This is a genomic window from Bacillus cereus, assembly GCF_002564555.1.
GTDB classification, from domain to species: domain Bacteria; phylum Bacillota; class Bacilli; order Bacillales; family Bacillaceae_G; genus Bacillus_A; species Bacillus_A cereus_K.
In genome coordinates this window covers 73,161-92,595 of the sequence record NZ_NUVD01000007.1, presented here as the reverse complement: position 1 = coordinate 92,595, position 19,435 = coordinate 73,161, and the positions used below count along the sequence as shown (strand labels likewise).

The following is a 19,435-nucleotide window of genomic DNA, read 5'->3' as shown; positions in this document are numbered from 1 at the left end:
GACGCTTCTAATTTTAGAAGCGTCTTTTTGTGTTATTCCATCATATGTGCAATTTTCTTAGAGAACATAAGAAGTACTAATCCTAGCACGATTACGATAACACCGATGCTTGCGAATACTTCTAAATATCCTAAAGATTGAGTGAAAGCAGCTAATTGTCCTGCTAATAAGTTTGCACAGCCAGTACCAGCTAACCATACACCCATTAATAAAGATGCTAATTTAACAGGAGCGATTGCACTTACCATAGATAATCCGATTGGTGATAAGAATAACTCACCAATTGTATGGAACATGTAAGTGAACACAATGAACAGTAAGTTTGCTTTTATTGTAATGTTACTTTCATCGCTACCAGTTTTTAAAACAGCTAAAGTTAGAATTAAATATCCAACTCCTAGTAAAATCATACCTAATGCCATTTTTGTTGGCACTTTTAAATCACCGCGTTTTGTTTTAGAAAGTTTTAACCATAGCATAGATACGAATGGTGCAAGTATTACGATGAATGCTGGGTTAACTGATTGGAACCAAGATGTTGGAACTTCCCAACCGAAAATTGTACGATCAACAAAATTATTTGTATAAAGCGTTAAAGAACTACCAGCTTGCTCAAATCCTGCCCAGAAGAATACTACGAAACAAGTTAAAATTACAATTGCCCAAGTGCGATTTTTTTCTTGTTTTGTTAAAGGTTTCTTTTCGATTGCAGGTTGATTTTTTGATTTTTTACCAACAACTGTTGTTCCTGCTGTACCAAGGTAGCGAGGAGCCAATAAGTTGAAAACAATTTGTCCGATAACCATACCGATACAAGCTGCTAAGAATCCGTATTTATATCCCATAACCATAACGCCATCAGCGCTTGTTTTAAAGAAATCTTCTGCTAAAAATCCACAAATAAGTGGAGCGAAGAAAGCACCTACGTTAATACCCATATAGAAGATAGTGAATGCACTGTCACGACGTGAATCATTTTCTCCATACAATTCACCTAACAGTGTAGAAATATTTGGTTTGAAGAATCCATTACCAATAACTAATAATATCAATCCAAGGAATAGTCCTGTTTTTGTATTCATTGAGAATAGTACAAAGTTACCAATTGCCATAATAATTCCGCCGAGAGTAATGGCATGTCGTTTCGTAATGAAATGGTCAGTTAACCAACCACCGATAATCGGTGTGAAGTATACTAACATTGTGAAAATACCGTAAATTTGTACAGCAACTGCTTTATCAAATCCTAATCCGCCACTAACAGCAGCAGTTGTTAAATAAAGAACTAAAAGACCACGCATTCCATAATAACTAAATCTTTCCCACATTTCTGTTAAGAACAACAAATACAATCCTGGTGGATGTTTTTTTGGTGATTGTTGCTCTCCAGCTTTTTCTAATTTTAAAGCTGCATCCATTTTTGTTTCCCCCTAATCCTGTATAACGGATATTTATGTAATTATTTTAATTCACAAAATATTTAGAAGTCAATAGAATTATATGGAAATAGAAAGAAAATTTCTAAAAAAATCTATTTTTCTTCAACCGTTATTGTATTTTTCCCTGAAAACGAGATAATAAGCGTTTTCAAATGTAGTAATTGAATTCTAAAAGAAAGTAAAATAATGATTAATCAGAAAATTTAGATTAAAAAATCTATTCTGATATAGAGAAAATATATTTTATTTACTTTTATAATATAACATATTGGGAATAAAAATACAAAATGAAATAATGTGACACTTCAGTGAAATGAAAAAACCAGCTCCATAAAAGAGGGAGCTGGTTAGAAATATTATTTAACAAAGCGTTTTTCAATGTCGTCTAGCTGTATTCCAATTAAAATTATCAACTTTTCAATGCCTTCTGTTGTCGTTCCTGCATTGCGATTTCACCTTCCATAGGAACTTAGAAGCAGGGGGAATACAAATACTGTAAACGATTCCTTTTGGATGAACTTTATCCCACTATTTGTGGGAGTGGGGCTGTCCGTAAAAGCCTAACTGATTAAAGTTTTTCCTGTATTATATCACTCCCTCCACGTTGAGGATATTTGTTCGATTAAGAGTGCGATAGTAAAGCTTTAATGGTTAATTTATAATAGGAACAAATGAAAGTAATTCTCATTATCATTGACAATGAGAATTAAGTTGAAATACACTAAAAACGTATCATTATATTGAAAGAAAAGTGCTGCATACTATAAAAAATGAAGCAAAATGGGTTGGTTTATTTTTTGAATCATTGCAGTTTTTACTTGTATTTTGTAAGTGTTATTTTCGTGTGTATTAATATGAATTGAAAATAAGCTTTAGCTGTATTTTTTTATTTTAATGAACAGATTATCATTCACAGGGTGCGTCTGCTAAGGCGTAAATTGTAGATGTAGATTAGGTACTTGCTGTATACATTCTTTACTCTACTCCAAATTCCAGCAGGGGTATTTACATCAGCGATTGGTGCACCTTATTTTATATATTTACTTTATAAAAGTGGGAATTCATAAAGGGAGATGAATATGCAAAAAGCATTGGAAACGAAACGCTTAACGTTGTCTTATGGTGAAACAATTATTATTGATGAGTTGAATTTAGAAATTCCAAAAGGTGAAATTACAATTTTTATCGGCTCTAACGGGTGTGGAAAATCAACTTTATTACGTTCACTGGCTAGATTGTTAAAGCCAACATCAGGTGATATTTTATTAGACGATAAGGCGATTCAAAATATGCAAACGAAGCAAATCGCTCGTCAAATGGCGATTTTACCGCAAGGGCCACAAGCGCCAGAAGGCCTTACCGTATTGCAACTTGTAAAACAAGGGCGTTATCCATATCAAACTTGGCTGAAGCAATGGTCAGAAAAAGACGAGGAAATGGTACAGAAGGCACTTGCAGCAACCGGGATGACAGAATTTGCAGAGCGTGATGTGCATGCTCTTTCAGGTGGACAACGTCAGCGAGCTTGGATCGCAATGACGCTTGCACAAGATACAGACATTATTTTACTGGATGAGCCAACTACATATTTAGATATGACTCACCAAATTGAAGTGCTAGATTTATTGTTCGAATTAAATGAAACAGAGAAAAGAACGATTGTTATGGTATTACACGATTTGAACTTGGCATGCCGTTATGCAGACAACATTGTAGCTATTCAAGATAAACAAATATATGCGCAAGGTAAACCAGAAGAAGTTGTTGATCAAAAGTTAGTTCGTGATGTATTCCGTATGGAGTGTCAAATAAGCGCTGATCCATTATTTGGAACACCGCTCTGTATTCCGCATGGAAGAGGAAGAAGTGTACGAAAAGAAGCTGTTCAGGCGATGAGATAAAAAAACGATGAATAATTCATCGTTTTTTTTATTTTTTGCAAGAAAATAGTAGGAAAAGGGGAATACGTAAGCGACGTTCATATTCTTCTTTTCCCTGAAAACAGTTTCGATTTGGTGTGGCTTCTTTTAAGTTTGTAATTGTAAATCCGGCTTGTTGTAATAATGTAAAATATTCTTCCGTTGTCCGATGATATTTAATAACCTCTTGATCAATCCACGGCTCAACTCGTTTTCCTGTTTTGAAATAATCATCGACGAGCCAGCTAGTTCTTTTACCACTTGTTTGTAAGCTTTCAAACGAAGAGGTAATAACGGGATGTTGAACGCTAAAGATAAAGGTCCCGTTTGTTTTTAAAGTTTGAAACACATTTTGAAAAATGATATCAAGATGTTCAATATAATGTAAGGCGAGTCTAGATGTTACTAAATCAAAAGTCGAAGGAGGATAGGTATAGTCTTTGAGGTTTATAAAATGAACAGATCCATTTTTATTTTCTAGGTGCTTACTAGCTTTTTCATACATGAGCTCGGAGCCTTCAATGCCGGTGTAAGAGTGGCAGTCCTTTTCTAATAATTCCACACCAAACTTAGCATCACCACAACCTAAATCGAGAATTTGTTTTCCTTTTACATCGCCAATGAGCTGAAAGAATGTTGGCTTCTCAATTGATTCATTCGGGCTATTTTCTCGATATCTTCGCTTCATATATTGTTCAAAAAATACTTCGTTATTATATACATCAGATTCTGTAAATGCCATGTTTGAAACCCCTCCTGAATATTTTTTTCATTCTATCAAATATGAAAAGTAAATGATAGATTTCTTGTAAGGAATCATATATAATCTAAAATTGTAAGCGGTTTCTTTAAACTATTTTTCTATAATAAATTCTGAAAACGTGTTAAGCTAGTAGAGGGATTATTAGAACTATTAAGATAATAATTCGCTTACATGAACGATGGGAGGCTTCACAATGTCTAGTAAAACACTTGCGAAATTTTTGGAAGCAAATTTAGAGGATTTAAAATCAAAGGGACTTTATAACGTAATTGATCCGCTTGAAAGTCCAAATGGACCGATTATTACAATTGGCGGAAAAGAATATATTAACTTATCTTCAAACAACTATCTTGGATTAGCGACTGATAATCGCTTACAAGAAGCAGCAATTGGTGCGATTCATAAGTACGGCGTTGGTGCAGGAGCTGTTCGTACAATTAACGGTACTTTAGATTTGCATATTAAATTGGAAGAAACAATTGCAAAGTTTAAACATACAGAAGCAGCAATTGCTTATCAATCAGGGTTTAACTGTAATATGGCAGCGATTTCAGCCGTTATGGATAAAAATGATGCGATTCTTTCAGATGAATTAAATCATGCATCTATTATCGATGGTAGTCGTCTATCAAGAGCAAAAATTATTGTTTATAAACATTCTGATATGGAAGATCTACGCCAAAAAGCAATCGCGGCGAAAGAATCAGGTCTTTACAATAAATTAATGGTTATTACAGACGGTGTTTTCTCAATGGATGGAGATATTGCAAAATTACCAGAAATTGTTGAGATTGCAGAAGAGCTAGATTTAATGACATATGTAGATGATGCACACGGTTCAGGTGTACTTGGAAAAGGTGCGGGAACTGTAAAACACTTCGGTCTTTCTGATAAAGTTGACTTCCAAATTGGTACATTGTCAAAAGCAATTGGGGTAATTGGTGGATATGTAGCAGGGAAACAAAACTTAATTGATTGGTTAAAAGTTCGTTCACGTCCATTCTTATTCTCTACAGCATTAACACCAGCTGATGCAGCAGCTTGCATGAGATCAATTGAAATCTTAATGGAAAGCACAGAGTTACACGATCGCCTATGGGAAAATGGTCGCTATTTAAAACAAGGGCTAAAAGAACTTGGCTTTAACATTGGAGAAAGTGAAACACCAATTACGCCTTGTATTATTGGTGATGAAGTATTAACGCAAGAATTTAGTAAACGTCTAAATGAAGAAGGCGTATATGCAAAATCTATCGTGTTCCCAACTGTAGCAAAAGGAATGGGTCGCGTTCGTAATATGCCTACAGCAGCTCATACGAAAGAAATGCTAGACGAAGCAATTCGTAAGTATGAAAAAGTAGGGAAAGAAATGGGTATCATTTAAGTAAAGACATCTTTTGAATAGCTTGCAAATGAGGAGTGGGGAAAATGAAAAAAATTCTAGTAACCGGTTCTTTAGGGCAAATTGGTTCTGAACTAGTAATGAAACTTCGTGATGTATATGGGGCATCAAACGTTATTGCAACAGATATTCGTGAAACAGATAGTGAAGTAGTAACGTCTGGTCCATTTGAAACGTTAGATGTAACGGATGGCCAAAAATTACATGACATTGCAAAGCGTAATGAAGTAGATACAATTATTCATTTAGCAGCTTTACTTTCAGCAACAGCGGAAAAAAATCCGTTATTTGCTTGGAATTTAAATATGGGCGGACTTGTAAATGCTCTAGAAGCAGCTCGTGAATTAAACTGTAAGTTCTTCACGCCAAGCTCTATCGGTGCATTCGGCCCATCAACGCCAAAAGATAATACACCACAAGATACAATTCAACGACCTACTACGATGTATGGGGTAAACAAAGTAGCAGGAGAATTACTATGTGATTATTATCATCAAAAGTTTGGTGTTGATACGCGCGGTGTACGTTTCCCAGGCTTAATTTCTTACGTAGCTCCTCCTGGAGGCGGCACAACTGACTATGCAGTTGAAATTTATTATGAGGCGATTAAAAAAGGCACATACACCTCATACATTGCAGAAGGAACATACATGGATATGATGTATATGCCTGATGCTTTACAAGCGATCATTTCATTAATGGAAGCTGATCCAACTAAATTAGTGCATAGAAATGCGTTTAACATTACAGCAATGAGCTTTGAGCCAGAGCAAATCGCAGCGTCAATTCGTAAACACATCCCGACGTTTACAATGGATTACGCAGTAGACCCTGCTCGTCAAACAATTGCTGATAGCTGGCCAAACTCTATTGATGCAACAGCAGCAATGAAAGAGTGGGGCTTTAAAGCTGAATATGATTTAGACAAAATGACAACTGATATGCTGGCGAAGTTAAAAAAAAAGCTCGCATCTGAGTTAGTAATGAATTAATAGGAAGAGCCGATTCTTAGGAATTGGCTCTTCATTCTTTTTGTGAGGGAGAAGAAGAACATGCAAAGAGTTGATGTCGTATATGCACTAATACATGATGAAGAAAAAGATAAAATATTAATGGTACATAATATAGAACAGAATGTTTGGTCATTACCAGGCGGGGCTGTTGAAAAAGGTGAAACATTAAAGGAAGCACTAGTAAGAGAAGTGAAAGAAGAGACAGGTTTAACTGCCGCACTCAGTGGATTTGTTGCATTAAATGAGAAGTTTTTTGAGGAGAAAGGACATCATGCATTATTTTTTACATTCCGAGCAAATGTAGTAACTGGTGAACTTCGTGCAGAAGATAAAGATGAAATTTCTGCAATTGAGTGGGTGGATAGAAAAATCGCAAATGAACGCTTTCCATACTACGATGGAGGATTCGAGTCATTATTAGAAGTAGCCATTCCATACAAGTTTCAGCCAGAAACAAAGTGAGTGAACGAAAAAAAACAGGAGCCGCGTGGCTCCTGTTTTCTATTCAATCGTCTTCAGTAATAGCTTTTTCAATAATGGTTTAATCTTCAATCGTAAATCTTCAGCGTGATTAGCCACTAAGAAGTGATGATTATAAATGTTTTTCATTAATTGATAAGTCGCTTCTTTCGCTTCACCTTCTTCGATGAAGATTCCGATTACTTCCATACCACTTTTACGCGCGAGTTTCACAGCTTCGTGCGTATCTAAAATTCCATCTTGTTGATAGTCTAATGCAGAAGGTTCACCGTCTGTGAAGACTAGTAGGAATTTATGTTTTTCTGGTCTTTTCGCAAGCTTTTCAGAAACGATACGAATAATATATCCGTCGCGGTTATCTTCTTCTTCACGAAGTTGCATAATTTCTGGACCAACGTTTGGTAACGTTGAGTTTTTGTAATTTACAACCTCATGGATAACGTTTGGTTTATCTTCAGGCTTAGCGCTAGAAGCATCTTCCCAAAATCCGCTAATAGCGTGCGGGATTTTTAAAGATTTTAAAGCTTCATGGAATAGTACAACACTCTTTTTCGTTTCTTCCATTTTGTTATACATAGAACCAGAGCAGTCCACTAACAGTTGGAATGCAACGTCAAGCTCTTGTGACTCTTGTCCTTTTTTATAAAACATGCGTGGCTGTTTTTCTGTATAAATACGAAGGAATTTCTTACGAAGTCTTCCGTAATATTTATCACTATGTGCATTCGTTTTGTTTTCAATCGTTTTTTCGATAATTTTTTTTAATTCTTTTACATCTTTATTAACGACTGATTTAATAGCTTGGTAATGTTTTTTCTCATCAGAATTTGCTTTACGAGCTTCTTTAAATATATGAGAGGCACCTACATTATACTTACCGTATGCACCCTCGTTTTGGCTAGAAGCGTGTGAAGCTCTTGCTTCTTCTGTATCAGCGCCATCAAAGTTAGATTGTGTACTTTTTTGAGAAGTACCTTGTACAGAACCAAGAGCTTGATCACCATCTTCTGATTCGCGAGCAGTATCACCCATCATATTTGTTTTTGTGCCGCTTTCTAATTCAAAGCGTAAAAAGTTCTCGTTTTCGTTATTTTTATTTTCACGATGCCACGTGGAGAAGCTTTCATCCATTTTGTTTTTATTGTCATCGTCATCTATAAGCTGCGTATCATCATTTGCTAGATCTTCGACGCGGCAGTTTTTTTCATCTGCAATGACAGATAAATAAAGCGGAGCGTGGCCGAAATAATTGTTAAGCATATCACTTTCAAGAAGCTCCTCTAAACGGTAGCGAATTTTCTCAACGATATACATAATATCTTCCGTATTACGTGCTTGGAATGTTTCATGCAAAATTGTTTCGATGTGCTCAAAATATTCATTATTAAACATTTCATATTTATCGCTCGTTAATGAAAGGTAACATAGACAAAATAGACGATCACCATGATAGTTACGAACGCGATTGATTTCATTTTGTGAGCCGAAGTAATTGCGGTACATTTCTTTTCGGCGTTTAAAAACATGCTTTGTGCCAGGGCGTAAGTTTTTTACGATTTCCTCAACACGTAAATCTTCTAATAGAACAAATAATTGTGTTAAGAACTTTTTTAGGGGCGATTTTTGTAATTCAATCGCATAAGAACGAATTAAAGTCATGTCCGAGTAATGTTTATTACCAAGTGCTTTTAAGAACACTTCGCTTTTTAATCCGATTACTGTATCTTCTTCTTTTCGATCATCCCAAAAGTGACTAATGACAACCTTTTTTTCAATTTCGTCGTAGTATGCTTTATAGCCATATTCAAGGTAGGCATCGTCTTCCTTTAGAAGGGCATACATTAAGTTTTCCATTTGTAGAAACAGCGACGCATCAATTTTTTTGTCACTAAAAATTTGTCTCATAAATTATCCCTCAAAGAAATAACTTTCTGCTAATTCACGGACAGTCATTTGTTCTGTTTCATCGTTTAATTTCGCAATAATGCTTCGCTCAATAGCGCGCATAACAGGAATGTATACACCTAAATCACATGCATCGATAATACCACGAATACTTGCTGCTTCTTCACTTACGCGTCCGTCACGAGCTAAAGGCATAAGATCACTTGCAAATGCAACGAACTTTTCAATTGTTGCAACATCATTTAATTTTGATTCAGATAGTAATAGTTCTTTTAATGTGTCACCTTGAATGTAAGGAACTTCAATAATAACAAAACGGTTTTTTAATGCTTCGTTTAGTTCACTTGTCCCAACGTAACCTTCATTGATTGCCGCAATTACGCGATATTCGTTATCACCGTATACAACTTCTTGTGTAAATGGGTTGGTAATCATTTTACGGTAATCTAATGCACCGTGAAGTAGTGGTAACGTTTCAGGTTTTGCCATATTGATTTCATCAATATATAGGAAATGACCGTTCTTCATTGCCTTCATAAGAGGACCGTTAACGAATGTAACTTCAGATGCGCCATCTTTCGTCTGTAATGTGTTGTATCCTAAAATACCTTCTACATCTAAGTCGACAGAACAGTTAATGCTATGCATTGGTTTTTGGAATAAAGAAGAAAGAGTTTCCGCGAGTACTGTTTTACCACTACCAGTCGGTCCTTTTAATAGAATATTTTTTCCAAGAAGAAGAGCTGTAATAGCATCTTCGATAATGCTGTTATCAGATGCTTTATATATTTTCGTTCCAATTAAATGAGCATTTTCCCCAGCTTCTTGTTTATTTTTTTCATGAATTGTAGAAAGTTGCTGTTTTAAATCAGCATGTATATGAAATTGTTCTAACATGTATTTCCCACCTAACATTATTTTCATAAAGTAATACATCTTATGATAACTCGTTTTAATATGGTATGCAAAGAAAAGGAGAGGGAGGAAATAGAAAAGAAAAAGCAATCAATATCACATTGATTGCTTATAGTAAAGGAGAAATGAGTCGCATAAAGGACTCTAATATTCTTTTTTTGATACTTCTTTTTTGGAACGAGTTCCATTTAATTTCAGTGGAATGTGTAAAGTCTTCTTCAAAATCGCGCTTAATATCATGTACGGTTTCTGATTCATACAGTACGCTAATAATTTCATAATTTAATTCAAAGCTGCGCACGTCCATATTAGCTGTTCCGATTGTTGCAATTTTATCATCAACGAGTACGATTTTTGCATGCATAAAACCATCTTTATAACTGTAAATGGAAGCACCAGCTTTTAAAAGTGGAGTGAAATAGGATTGAGATGCTTGATCACTAATAATACTATCACTTTTACCTGGATATAAAATTCGTACATCTATTCCAGAAATCGCACTTAAGCGTAATAATGTTAACGTTTCTTGATCTGGAATAAAGTATGGCGTTGCGATCCAAATAGATTTTTTTGCAGAAGCCATAACAGCTAGTAATGTATTGCGAATACTTTTATCATCTGAGCTCGGTCCGCTCGCTACAATTTGAACAGCACCTTCTGCATTCGAAATCTCTTTACCTGGGAAGTATTGTATATTCATAAATTGGTCCCAAGAATAGTTATTTAAACCACTAGAGGCATAGAGCCAGTCTTCTAGAAAAATTGCCTGTAATTTATATAACGCTTTTCCTTCTATTTTTAAATGACTATCACGCCAAACCGGGAATTTTTTTGAACGGCCAAGATATTCATCACCGACGTTGAGTCCCCCGGTAAAACCAATTTCTCCATCTACAATAACGATTTTTCGATGGTTACGATAATTGACTGTTTCAAGTAACCAAGCTGAAAAAATAGGATCAAATTCTACAATTTCAATTCCAGCTTCTTTCATCGGTTGTAAAAATCGTCTTCTTAACGTATTACTTCCGAGTCCATCATAAAGGAAGCGCACAATAACCCCAGATTTTGCTTTTTTTATTAAAGCATCTCGAACTTTTGTACCAATCTCATCAGATTTATAAATATAGTATTGAATATGTATATGATGTTGTGCGTGATCGATCGCTTGCAAGATTTCTGAAAATGTTTGATCGCCGTTTGTTAAAAGTTTTGTATTCGTTCTATCTGCGGCGGGACCGCCTCCAAATTTTTGTACTACTTCTGTTAAATGAATAGAATGTTCATGTAATGGAACTGTAAGTGATAATTCAAGTCGTCTTCCTTCTAAAATTTCACGGAATAGTTTTCTTTGCTCTTCTGAACGATGGAGATGCTTTTTTCTTCTCCAACGGCTACGTCCGAAAAGAGAGTATAAAAGTACACCGATAATAGGTAGAAGCGCTAATACTAAAAACCAAGCTAATGTGCTTTGGGGAGACCTATTTTCGATAAAAATAACGAATGAAATCCCTACGATTGTGATAGACCATAGAACACCGGCAAATGTATATAACGAAATAGCCGATATATCTAAAAGTAAGAGAACGATAGATACAATTGTAAATACTAATAATAATTGAACGATAGGCTTCTTCATTTTTATATAATTCCTCTAATCTTTCTTAAATATAGACTTTTTCAATAGGAGATGTAATGTTACATCTTTATTATAAAGTGTTTTGTGTTTTTTACAAAATGTAGGTATTTCCCTATACTTTCCGCATTTGTCCTACATACAGTATATTGTGACGTTTTTATATAAAAGAGGAGTTGAATAAAATGTATAGTCGTCCAATTGGAGGATTTGGACACGGGGGATATAGTTATCCTTATTACTAGGATTATTCATACTATACAGGTTATCAACAAGATCCATATTATTCATACAACAATTATTAAAGTGAGAAAATGGAAAAGGAGAGGGTAATAATGAATTATATAGAAAATAACGGAGTATATTATCGTAATCATCATGGAGGGCATCATAATCACGGCGGACATAATCATTATGGTGGACACAATCATTATGATCACCATAATCATCACGGTGGTGGATGGGGCTGGGGCGGCGGGTTTTTCCCTGGGAGTTTTGCAGGAGGAATGTTAGGCGGGCTTACAGCTGGTGCATTAACAGGTGCAGCAAGTGGAGGGTATTATCCAGCTCCATATCCAGTAACATATCCAGCGCCTTATCCAAGTCCATATCCAGCATATCAACAAATACCGTATTCATATTATTAAACTAAAAAAGAGGTTATCCTCTTTTTTAGTTTAATAATGTATTTATTTATAAAATACTTCTAAAATTAAGGTGGAAATATGTTAATATTTTGTTATTGCAATTCAAAAACGTAGATATCAATTTATATTATTATTCTTAGAAAATTATATAGTAGGTTTTAATTTTTATTTCGCTATTTGTTGGCAGTTAGATTTACATCTTAACATTTCATGCAAGTACAGAGGTTAGAGGCAAGATAGAATTAGTAAGAAATAGTGGTTGTAAAGAGAAAACTATCGCTTCACGAATTAAAGGGCTGTAGAAAAAGACGGTATAATAGAGCAAGATAATTAGGTAGGGAACTACTGCTCATAATTGAAGGGGTATAATATTGCTTTTTATTACAAATAATATTATGTTATTTTAACCGGCCTATTTAAAAATGTGGTTTATGTAAAGGCCTATTATGAGAAAAAGAAATGTCTCTATTTCTATGAAGAGAAACAAGTTGCGTTTTAGTTATATAGGAAGCAAGGAGAGAGGCGCATGCTAGAACAAAGAGATCATGCATTATATGACTCTTCATTGCGAGATTTAAAGTTAGCATTAGATGAGTCTTCAATTGTTGCAATTACAGATCGAAAAGGTCTTATTACATATGTAAATGATAAGTTTTGTGAAATATCTAAATATACAAGAGAAGAATTAATAGGAAAAGATCACCGTATTTTAAATTCAGGATATCATCCGAAAGCGTTTTTTCAAAATTTATGGAAGCGTATTTTGAATGGAAAAGTATGGAGCGGTGAGATTCGAAATCGAGCAAAAGATGGTACATATTATTGGGTTAAAACAACGATTGTTCCTTTTTTGAATGAAAAAGGAGATCCATATCAATTTATCGCGATTCGAAATGATATTAGTAGTAGAAAAGAAGCCGAACAGAGGTTGCGGTTAAGCGAAAGTCGTTATAGAGAACTTGCGTATCATGATGCTTTAACGAGTTTGCCAAACCGTTTACAGTTAATAACGACTGTTAACGAACTGATTACAGGGAAAATAGAATTCGGCATGATTTACTTTGACTTGGATCGTTTTAAATTAGTAAATGATACGTTAGGCCATATGATAGGAGATTTACTTTTAAGCGAAGTTGCTTCACGGTTGCATTATGTACTAGGAGAGGCAGATGTTCTGGCTAGGCTGGGTGGTGATGAATTTGTGCTGTTAACAAAAAGTCATACACAAGATGAGATGAGGCAGTTAGCGACATCTGTGTTGTCGTGTTTTCAGGCACCATTTATGCTTGAAGGTCATGAAGTATACATTTCGGCTAGTTTAGGACTTTGTTCATACCCACAAGACGGACAAGATGTGGAAACACTATTGAAAAATTCGGATTTAGCTATGTATAGTGCGAAAGAACAAGGAAGAAACGCTGCGTGTTTCTTTACGGATGAATTACGTGCAAAAATAAATCGTAGAATGAAAATTGAGTTTGCTTTGCAAAAGGCAATTCGTGATGAAGAATTAGACGTGGCATTGCAGCCTATTATTGATTTGAAAACGAAGAAATATACTGGCGTTGAGGCTTTAGTACGCTGTACGACAGAAGAAGGTCCTATTTCACCAAGCGAATTTATTCCTGTAGCTGAAGAGTGTGGGCTTATTATAAAGTTAGGCGACTGGGTGTTAGAAAAATCATGTCGATTGTTTAAAACATTGCCAGAGTATGAAGACGGATTAAGACTATCTGTTAATTTATCGATACAACAATTAATGCAAAAGCGTTTTATTTTGTCTGTACGTAGTATTTTAAGAAGAACAGGTTTTCCTCCGAATCGCTTAATTTTAGAAATAACGGAAAGTATTGCTGTTCAACATTTTGATTATATTATCGCTACATTACAAGAATTAAGGAGTATGGGTGTTTTAATTGCTTTAGACGATTTTGGGACGGGTTATTCTTCCTTATATTATTTAAAACAACTACCACTTGATATCGTAAAAATTGATCGTAATTTTATTCGTGAATTTCATTATGATCACGCACAACCAGAGCGAACGATTGTAAAATCTGTTATTGAAATTGCCCATAGTTTAAATTTAGCAGTAGTTGCTGAGGGGGTAGAAACAGTAGAACAAGAAAGTTTATTACAATCCATGGGCTGCGACTACGTACAAGGATTTTATTATGCAAAACCTTTATTCGTAGGAGATTTAAAAGAAAAGTTAATTACGGATTCTTTATCCCGCATTAACGGGCAGTAAGACTCCCACCTCAAAATTCAGCGAGAGCAAAGAAGTTAGGTGGGGGGCGGGCTGCCTGTAAAACCCCCACTGATTAAAGTTTCACTTTATAGAAAGGTACTGTCCAAAAAATCGAATTTTGGACAGTCTTTTTTATTATTGAGCAACAGAAGTATATGAAATTGTATCGAATATAACGTTCATTATATTGACTTCACTACGCAAGCTATTAATAAGAGAAAGGCCGTCCCAAAATACATTTTGAGACGGCCTCTTTTTTCAGTTCATCTTTTGTGAGTTTTTCATTAATATTGGATAAAGAATAAGACCTAATACAAATAATCCAATTCCTAAGAAGAATGTTTTTAAATCAGCAGTTCCTGTTTTGATAACCCAAATAGAATATACCAACGCTAATGCGGTAATAATCCCATCTTTTATTCGAGATCCTGGCAGTACATCATACGTTTCGCCTGTAATAACTAATTTTAATTGGTACAGGGTAGAAACAAGGTATGGAATTAAATATGCTAATGTTGCTACAACGATAGCGAAATTATATGCCTCTGAAACAGTGCCAGAAATTGTTGAGAATAAGAAAATTTGCGTCATCACATTTGTAATCAGTAATGATTTTGACGGACTTCCTTTTTTATTTGTTTTTCCAAAAATCTTAGGGAAAAGTCCATTTTTTGCTGCTTGGTAAGGAACTTCTGAGCTAACAACGATCCAGCCTACAGTGGATCCAAATAAAGATACGAGCGCAAGTAGTGCCATTATATAAGCACCTTTCGTACCAATCGCTAAATTTAAAGCATCTACTAATGGTTTTTGAGACTCTTTTAAAGCATCTTGTGGAAGAGCACCCATTGTCAGTAAAGTAATTGCCATGTAAATAAGAAGAGCGATAATTAATCCGAAAATCGTAGCTTTCTTAACATCGCGCTGAGATTTTGCGCGGTTAGAAAGCATAACGGCTGACTCAATGCCGATAAATGCCCAAAGTGTTGCAATAGCAGCTGAATTTATTTGTCCACCTAACGAAATAGATTGTCCAGCTTCATTCATAAACGTTTGACCGTCCCCAAAATTAGAAGCATTAAAAATAAATAATGTGATCACAATGAACATGGTAAATCCGATAATCTTTGCAATGGTAGCAAGTAGATTCATATTTCCAGCTCGATCGATATTTTGAGAAAGAATATATTGAATTCCCCATAACATAAGGCTACATACCATAAAAGTTAAGCATTTTCCGAGTTCAAGTGAAAATCCGTTTATTGAAAAGAGAGGTTGCTTACTTTGTAAAACGGGAAAGAATGTTGATAAATACCCAGCAAAAGAAATAATAACAGATGCTGTTGCAGCCCAGTTAGCAGCCCAATATCCCCATGCCATACTATATCCTGCAACTTTACCTGCTTTTTTTGAAGAAAACATTGCTTGAGCGTAACTTTGTGGTCCAGCTTTTAATTCTGGCTTCCGAATTGCTAAATTTCCAAAGACGAGTGCAATCATAAATACGCCAAGGCCTGTAATACTCCATGCGAGTGTAGAACCCATTGGACCTGATACTTGTGCTAAATTTGCCGGGAGCATAAATACGCCACCGCCAACCATATTTCCGATAACAAAAGCTGTTAAAATCCATAATCCCCATTTTTTCGTTTCCATTTTGTTAACTCCTTTGTAGTAAGTTTTGCTTAAACATCATTTTTTACTAGCTTTTTGGCAATAAAAAAAGAGCCATGTAGATAAAAAATACCTACATGGCTCTTTGCCAAAGCGTAGGTACAATGGGAATAACCCTTGTACCTACGCGTAATTTTTCCGCTAGGTTTCAAGGGTTAAGTATGATGATGATGTTTTTGTGCAAATGTAACTACAGTTGTATAAGTAAGCATAGTTCTTTGCTCCCTTTCTCCTCTGATTTTGAAGTTAGTATACTACATGTTTTTTTGAATGAAAAGAAAAACATAAAAAAATTTATAAAAACACGTATCATTGATTAAATATTCACCTATATTTTTCTTTTATTGGAAAAATAGAGAAAAGTGATTTTAGATATAAACCATTTTGTACCGGAATATATTCCAGGATTAACGAGAGAAATTGCAACTGCGTCGATTTATAATTACAAATCTTAACTTAAGACCATATGAATCAATTGTATAGCGATATACGAAATAAAAGGTTGTATGCCACATAGGCATGCAACCTTTTTATTTTAAGACGCCACTATACAAAATATCTACTTCTACTTCTGGTTTAAACTTTACTTTCGCATAATCTTTCTTCCGATTTTTTCTTCCATTTTAACCTTCTTTTTACTTCCGTAACAAGATCATCGTTAGCTAAATTTTGCATATAAACAATCGCAACTGTTGTTTGTGAGAAATTTATGCTCGTATCATTCAATTTCATAGCAGTACTTCTCACATTCATGTCGAATTAAAATAAAGGATATATAGGAGGGATATATATGGAAATAGCTGTAGAACGAGTTTTTACGAACGGGATTTTAGCGAGAGCAGCAAAGGCATTTCATGTGACAGTGGAAGAAACCCCAATTGGTGATTTTGAAAATTATATTTTTAAGGCGAAGGGTGAAAATGATGAAGATTACGTATTACGTTTAACACATTCTTCTCATCGCTCTAAAAAAGAAGTAGAAGCTGAACTAGATTTTTTACGATATGTTGCGGGAAACGGGGCAAAGGTAGCAGGACCTCTTTACTCACCATCTCAAAATCTTGTAGAAGAAATCGTAGCAGAGGAGGGGACTTCCTTTTTTGCTTCCTTATTTACATATGCAAAAGGAGAGCAAGTAAAGGGAGAAGAATCGCTTTATTGGGGAAATACTTATTTTGAAGCGTGGGGAAAGGCGATTGGACAACTGCATCGGCTTACAAGGGATTATCCTAAAACAGACTATCGTGATACGTGGGAAGAGGATGAAAATAGCATAGTTAATGAATTAGAAGATGAGAAAGTGAAAGAGATTGCTACTGTATTAATGGATGAAATAAAGACTCTTCCAATTGAAAAGGGAACGTTCGGGCTTATGCATGGTGATATTCATCCAGGTAATTTTCATTACGATGGAAAAGAGTTAACAATCTTTGATTTTGATGATGCAACCTATAATTACTTTATCCACGATTTAGCAATGGTTCTTTATTACTCGGTTCTTTTTACACCGTGGACAGCGGAGGAGAGGATGACATTCGCTCGTAAACAGTTACAAGTGTTAAGAAAAGGATACGAATATGAACACAGGTTGGCGGATAGTTGGTATGAATCGTTACCGTTATTTTTACGTTTACGTGATATAGGTTTATACGGCACGCTCCAAAAGAAGTTTAAGGGGAAAGATATGCCAGATAACTTCCGGAAATTATCAGAAGAGCTATATGAAAGAATTATAAAAAACGAAGCGATTGTGAATATATAATACATTTAGTGTGAAACAAAGTATATAAAATAAATATATACTTTGTTTTTTTATACAAAAATATGTTTGTTTTATTAAAATAATATTGTCATAGATTCGGTATGCATTTATACTTTTTATATATTCTGAATATTCTTTATAAAAAGGGGGGGGAATATTGGAAGCTTTCGTAAATTGGTTAAATAGTATTATTTGGAGTCCTGCACTTGTTTATTTATGTTTAGGAGTAGGTTTATATTTTTCCATTCGAACGAGGTTTTTACAAGTAAGGCATGTAGGGGAAATGGTGAAGCTGACATTTCAAGGCGAAAAATCAGAGGCTGGTGTTTCTTCATTCCAGGCGTTAGCACTTTCGTTATCAGGACGTGTTGGAACAGGGAATATTGCTGGGGTAGCAACAGCGGTTGCATTTGGTGGACCAGGAGCTGTATTTTGGATGTGGGCAGTAGCCTTTTTAGGAGCAGGTTCTGCTTATGTAGAATCTACGCTAGCGCAAATATATAAGACGAAACATCAAGGGCAGTTCCGAGGCGGTCCTGCTTATTACATTGAAAAAGGTCTAGGTGTTAAATGGTACGCTTTAGTATTCGTTGCAGCAACAATTCTTGCAACAGGACTTTTATTACCAGGTGTTCAAGCAAATAGTATTGCTGTAAGTTTAGAAACGGCTTTTGGAATTAATACTTCAGTATCAGGAGCTGTATTAGTAGTTGTATTAGCTCTTATCATTTTCGGCGGAGTAAAGCGAATTGTTAATGTAGCTCAAGTTGTAGTACCGTTTATGGCAGTTGGTTATATTGCAGTAGCTTGCGTTATTGTTGCTATGAATATTGAAAAATTGCCAGAAGCATTTATGTTAATTATAAGAAGTGCATTTGCATTAGAAGCTGCTTTTGGTGGTATTATCGGTTTAGCAATTTCTTGGGGAGTAAAACGTGGTATTTATTCCAATGAAGCAGGACAAGGAACTGGACCACATGCGGCAGCAGCTGCTGAAGTATCACATCCAGCTAAGCAAGGTTTAGTGCAAGCATTTTCCGTTTACATTGATACATTATTTGTTTGTTCAGCAACAGCATTTATGATGATTATTACAGGCATGTATAACGTATTTGATGCAAGCGGAAAAAACTTTATCGTTAATAAATTAAATGGAGCTCAGCCAGGGCCTGGATATACACAGGCTGCAGTAGAATCTGTTTTCCCTGGTTTTGGAAACGGTTTCGTCGCGATCTCGCTATTATTCTTTGCATTTACAACAATTATGGCGTATTACTACATTGCAGAGACGAATATAGCGTATTTAAACCGAGATAAAGATCGTCCTTGGCTATCTATCGTATTAAAATTTGTATTCTTAGGAGCTGTATTCTACGGTTGTGTAAAGACGGCAGCAACAGCGTGGGCTTTAGGGGACATCGGTGTAGGTATTATGGCTTGGGTAAATATCATTGCGATTCTACTATTACAAAAACCTGCATTAGTTGCATTGAAGGATTATGAAAAGCAGAAAAAAGAAGGAAAAGATCCAGTATTTGATCCGCAGGAATTAGGAATTAAAAATGCTGATTTCTGGGAGCACGAATACGGAAAAGATAAGAAAGAAGAAGTATCTTAATAGAATAGGAA

General features: G+C 35.2%; 15 protein-coding genes and 2 pseudogenes. 10 read left to right on the top strand and 7 right to left on the bottom strand.

Annotation, left to right across the window (positions count from 1 at the left end; all coding sequences use genetic code 11):
- Positions 1-32 precede the first annotated feature (32 nt).
- Positions 33-1,418, bottom strand: a complete 1,386-nt coding sequence (locus COI75_RS03015) for a peptide MFS transporter (RefSeq protein ID WP_000338333.1) — start codon at positions 1,416-1,418, stop codon at positions 33-35.
- Between the two features lie 1,010 nt (positions 1,419-2,428).
- Here COI75_RS03015 and COI75_RS27545 point away from each other — a divergent pair.
- Positions 2,429-2,506: pseudogene (locus COI75_RS27545) on the top strand (hypothetical protein); the annotation flags it as partial.
- Positions 2,507-2,518: 12 nt separating this feature from the next.
- Positions 2,519-3,340, top strand: a complete 822-nt coding sequence (locus COI75_RS03010; protein WP_001167954.1) for an ABC transporter ATP-binding protein — start codon at positions 2,519-2,521, stop codon at positions 3,338-3,340.
- Positions 3,341-3,368: 28 nt separating this feature from the next.
- Here the strand turns inward: COI75_RS03010 and COI75_RS03005 are convergent, their stop codons facing one another.
- Positions 3,369-4,100 carry a class I SAM-dependent DNA methyltransferase gene (locus COI75_RS03005; protein ID WP_000885963.1) on the bottom strand — a complete coding sequence of 244 codons (732 nt, stop codon included), beginning with the start codon at positions 4,098-4,100 and terminating at the stop codon, positions 3,369-3,371.
- Positions 4,101-4,314: 214 nt separating this feature from the next.
- Between COI75_RS03005 and COI75_RS03000 the strand changes: the two genes are divergently transcribed.
- The 3 genes from COI75_RS03000 to COI75_RS02990 are packed head-to-tail and all read left to right on the top strand — an operon-like array spanning position 4,315 to position 6,998.
- A complete protein-coding gene (locus COI75_RS03000) occupies positions 4,315-5,505 on the top strand; it encodes a glycine C-acetyltransferase (protein WP_000095894.1) in 1,191 nt (396 codons plus the stop codon).
- A gap of 44 nt (positions 5,506-5,549) precedes the next feature.
- Entirely contained in the window at positions 5,550-6,515 is a 966-nt protein-coding gene (locus tag COI75_RS02995) for an L-threonine 3-dehydrogenase (protein WP_000723146.1), read from the top strand.
- Between the two features lie 60 nt (positions 6,516-6,575).
- The gene (locus COI75_RS02990; RefSeq protein ID WP_001189929.1) at positions 6,576-6,998 is read left to right on the top strand and encodes an NUDIX hydrolase; all 423 of its coding nucleotides are present in this window, start codon (positions 6,576-6,578) and stop codon (positions 6,996-6,998) included.
- A gap of 39 nt (positions 6,999-7,037) precedes the next feature.
- On the opposite strand, the gene COI75_RS02985 is transcribed toward COI75_RS02990, so the two are convergent.
- The 3 genes from COI75_RS02985 to COI75_RS02975 all read right to left on the bottom strand — a co-directional run bounded on the left by COI75_RS02985 (position 7,038) and on the right by COI75_RS02975 (position 11,475).
- Entirely contained in the window at positions 7,038-8,921 is a 1,884-nt protein-coding gene (locus COI75_RS02985; protein ID WP_001248880.1) for a vWA domain-containing protein, read from the bottom strand.
- Between the two features lie 3 nt (positions 8,922-8,924).
- Positions 8,925-9,818, bottom strand: a complete 894-nt coding sequence (locus tag COI75_RS02980) for an ATP-binding protein (protein WP_000892980.1) — start codon at positions 9,816-9,818, stop codon at positions 8,925-8,927.
- A 127-nt stretch (positions 9,819-9,945) separates the two neighbouring features.
- The gene (locus tag COI75_RS02975) at positions 9,946-11,475 is read right to left on the bottom strand and encodes a cardiolipin synthase (RefSeq protein ID WP_000743055.1); all 1,530 of its coding nucleotides are present in this window, start codon (positions 11,473-11,475) and stop codon (positions 9,946-9,948) included.
- A gap of 332 nt (positions 11,476-11,807) precedes the next feature.
- Here COI75_RS02975 and COI75_RS02970 point away from each other — a divergent pair, with 332 nt between their 5' ends.
- Together COI75_RS02970 and COI75_RS02965 are read left to right on the top strand one after the other, a co-directional pair.
- Positions 11,808-12,119 carry a cobalt transporter gene (locus tag COI75_RS02970; RefSeq protein ID WP_098448227.1) on the top strand — a complete coding sequence of 104 codons (312 nt, stop codon included), beginning with the start codon at positions 11,808-11,810 and terminating at the stop codon, positions 12,117-12,119.
- 526 nt (positions 12,120-12,645) lie between these two features.
- Complete coding sequence (locus COI75_RS02965) at positions 12,646-14,370, top strand: putative bifunctional diguanylate cyclase/phosphodiesterase (RefSeq protein ID WP_000893338.1); 1,725 nt, start codon at positions 12,646-12,648, stop codon at positions 14,368-14,370.
- A gap of 258 nt (positions 14,371-14,628) precedes the next feature.
- Here the strand turns inward: COI75_RS02965 and COI75_RS02960 are convergent, their stop codons facing one another.
- A complete protein-coding gene (locus COI75_RS02960) occupies positions 14,629-16,026 on the bottom strand; it encodes an amino acid permease (protein ID WP_000448434.1) in 1,398 nt (465 codons plus the stop codon).
- Between the two features lie 377 nt (positions 16,027-16,403).
- On the opposite strand from COI75_RS02960, the pseudogene COI75_RS26400 reads away from it, so the two are divergent.
- Positions 16,404-16,490: pseudogene (locus COI75_RS26400) on the top strand (trehalose operon repressor); the annotation flags it as partial.
- Between the two features lie 130 nt (positions 16,491-16,620).
- Here COI75_RS26400 and COI75_RS27185 read toward each other — a convergent pair.
- Positions 16,621-16,776, bottom strand: coding sequence for a spore germination protein (locus tag COI75_RS27185; RefSeq protein WP_002097607.1), 156 nt, complete (start codon positions 16,774-16,776; stop codon positions 16,621-16,623).
- A 58-nt stretch (positions 16,777-16,834) separates the two neighbouring features.
- Here COI75_RS27185 and COI75_RS02955 point away from each other — a divergent pair, with 58 nt between their 5' ends.
- Entirely contained in the window at positions 16,835-17,806 is a 972-nt protein-coding gene (locus tag COI75_RS02955; protein ID WP_098448226.1) for a phosphotransferase enzyme family protein, read from the top strand.
- Positions 17,807-17,963: 157 nt separating this feature from the next.
- Positions 17,964-19,424 (top strand): alanine/glycine:cation symporter family protein, encoded by a 1,461-nt coding sequence (locus COI75_RS02950; RefSeq protein ID WP_000387182.1) that lies wholly within the window; start codon positions 17,964-17,966, stop codon positions 19,422-19,424.
- Positions 19,425-19,435: the final 11 nt, after the last annotated feature.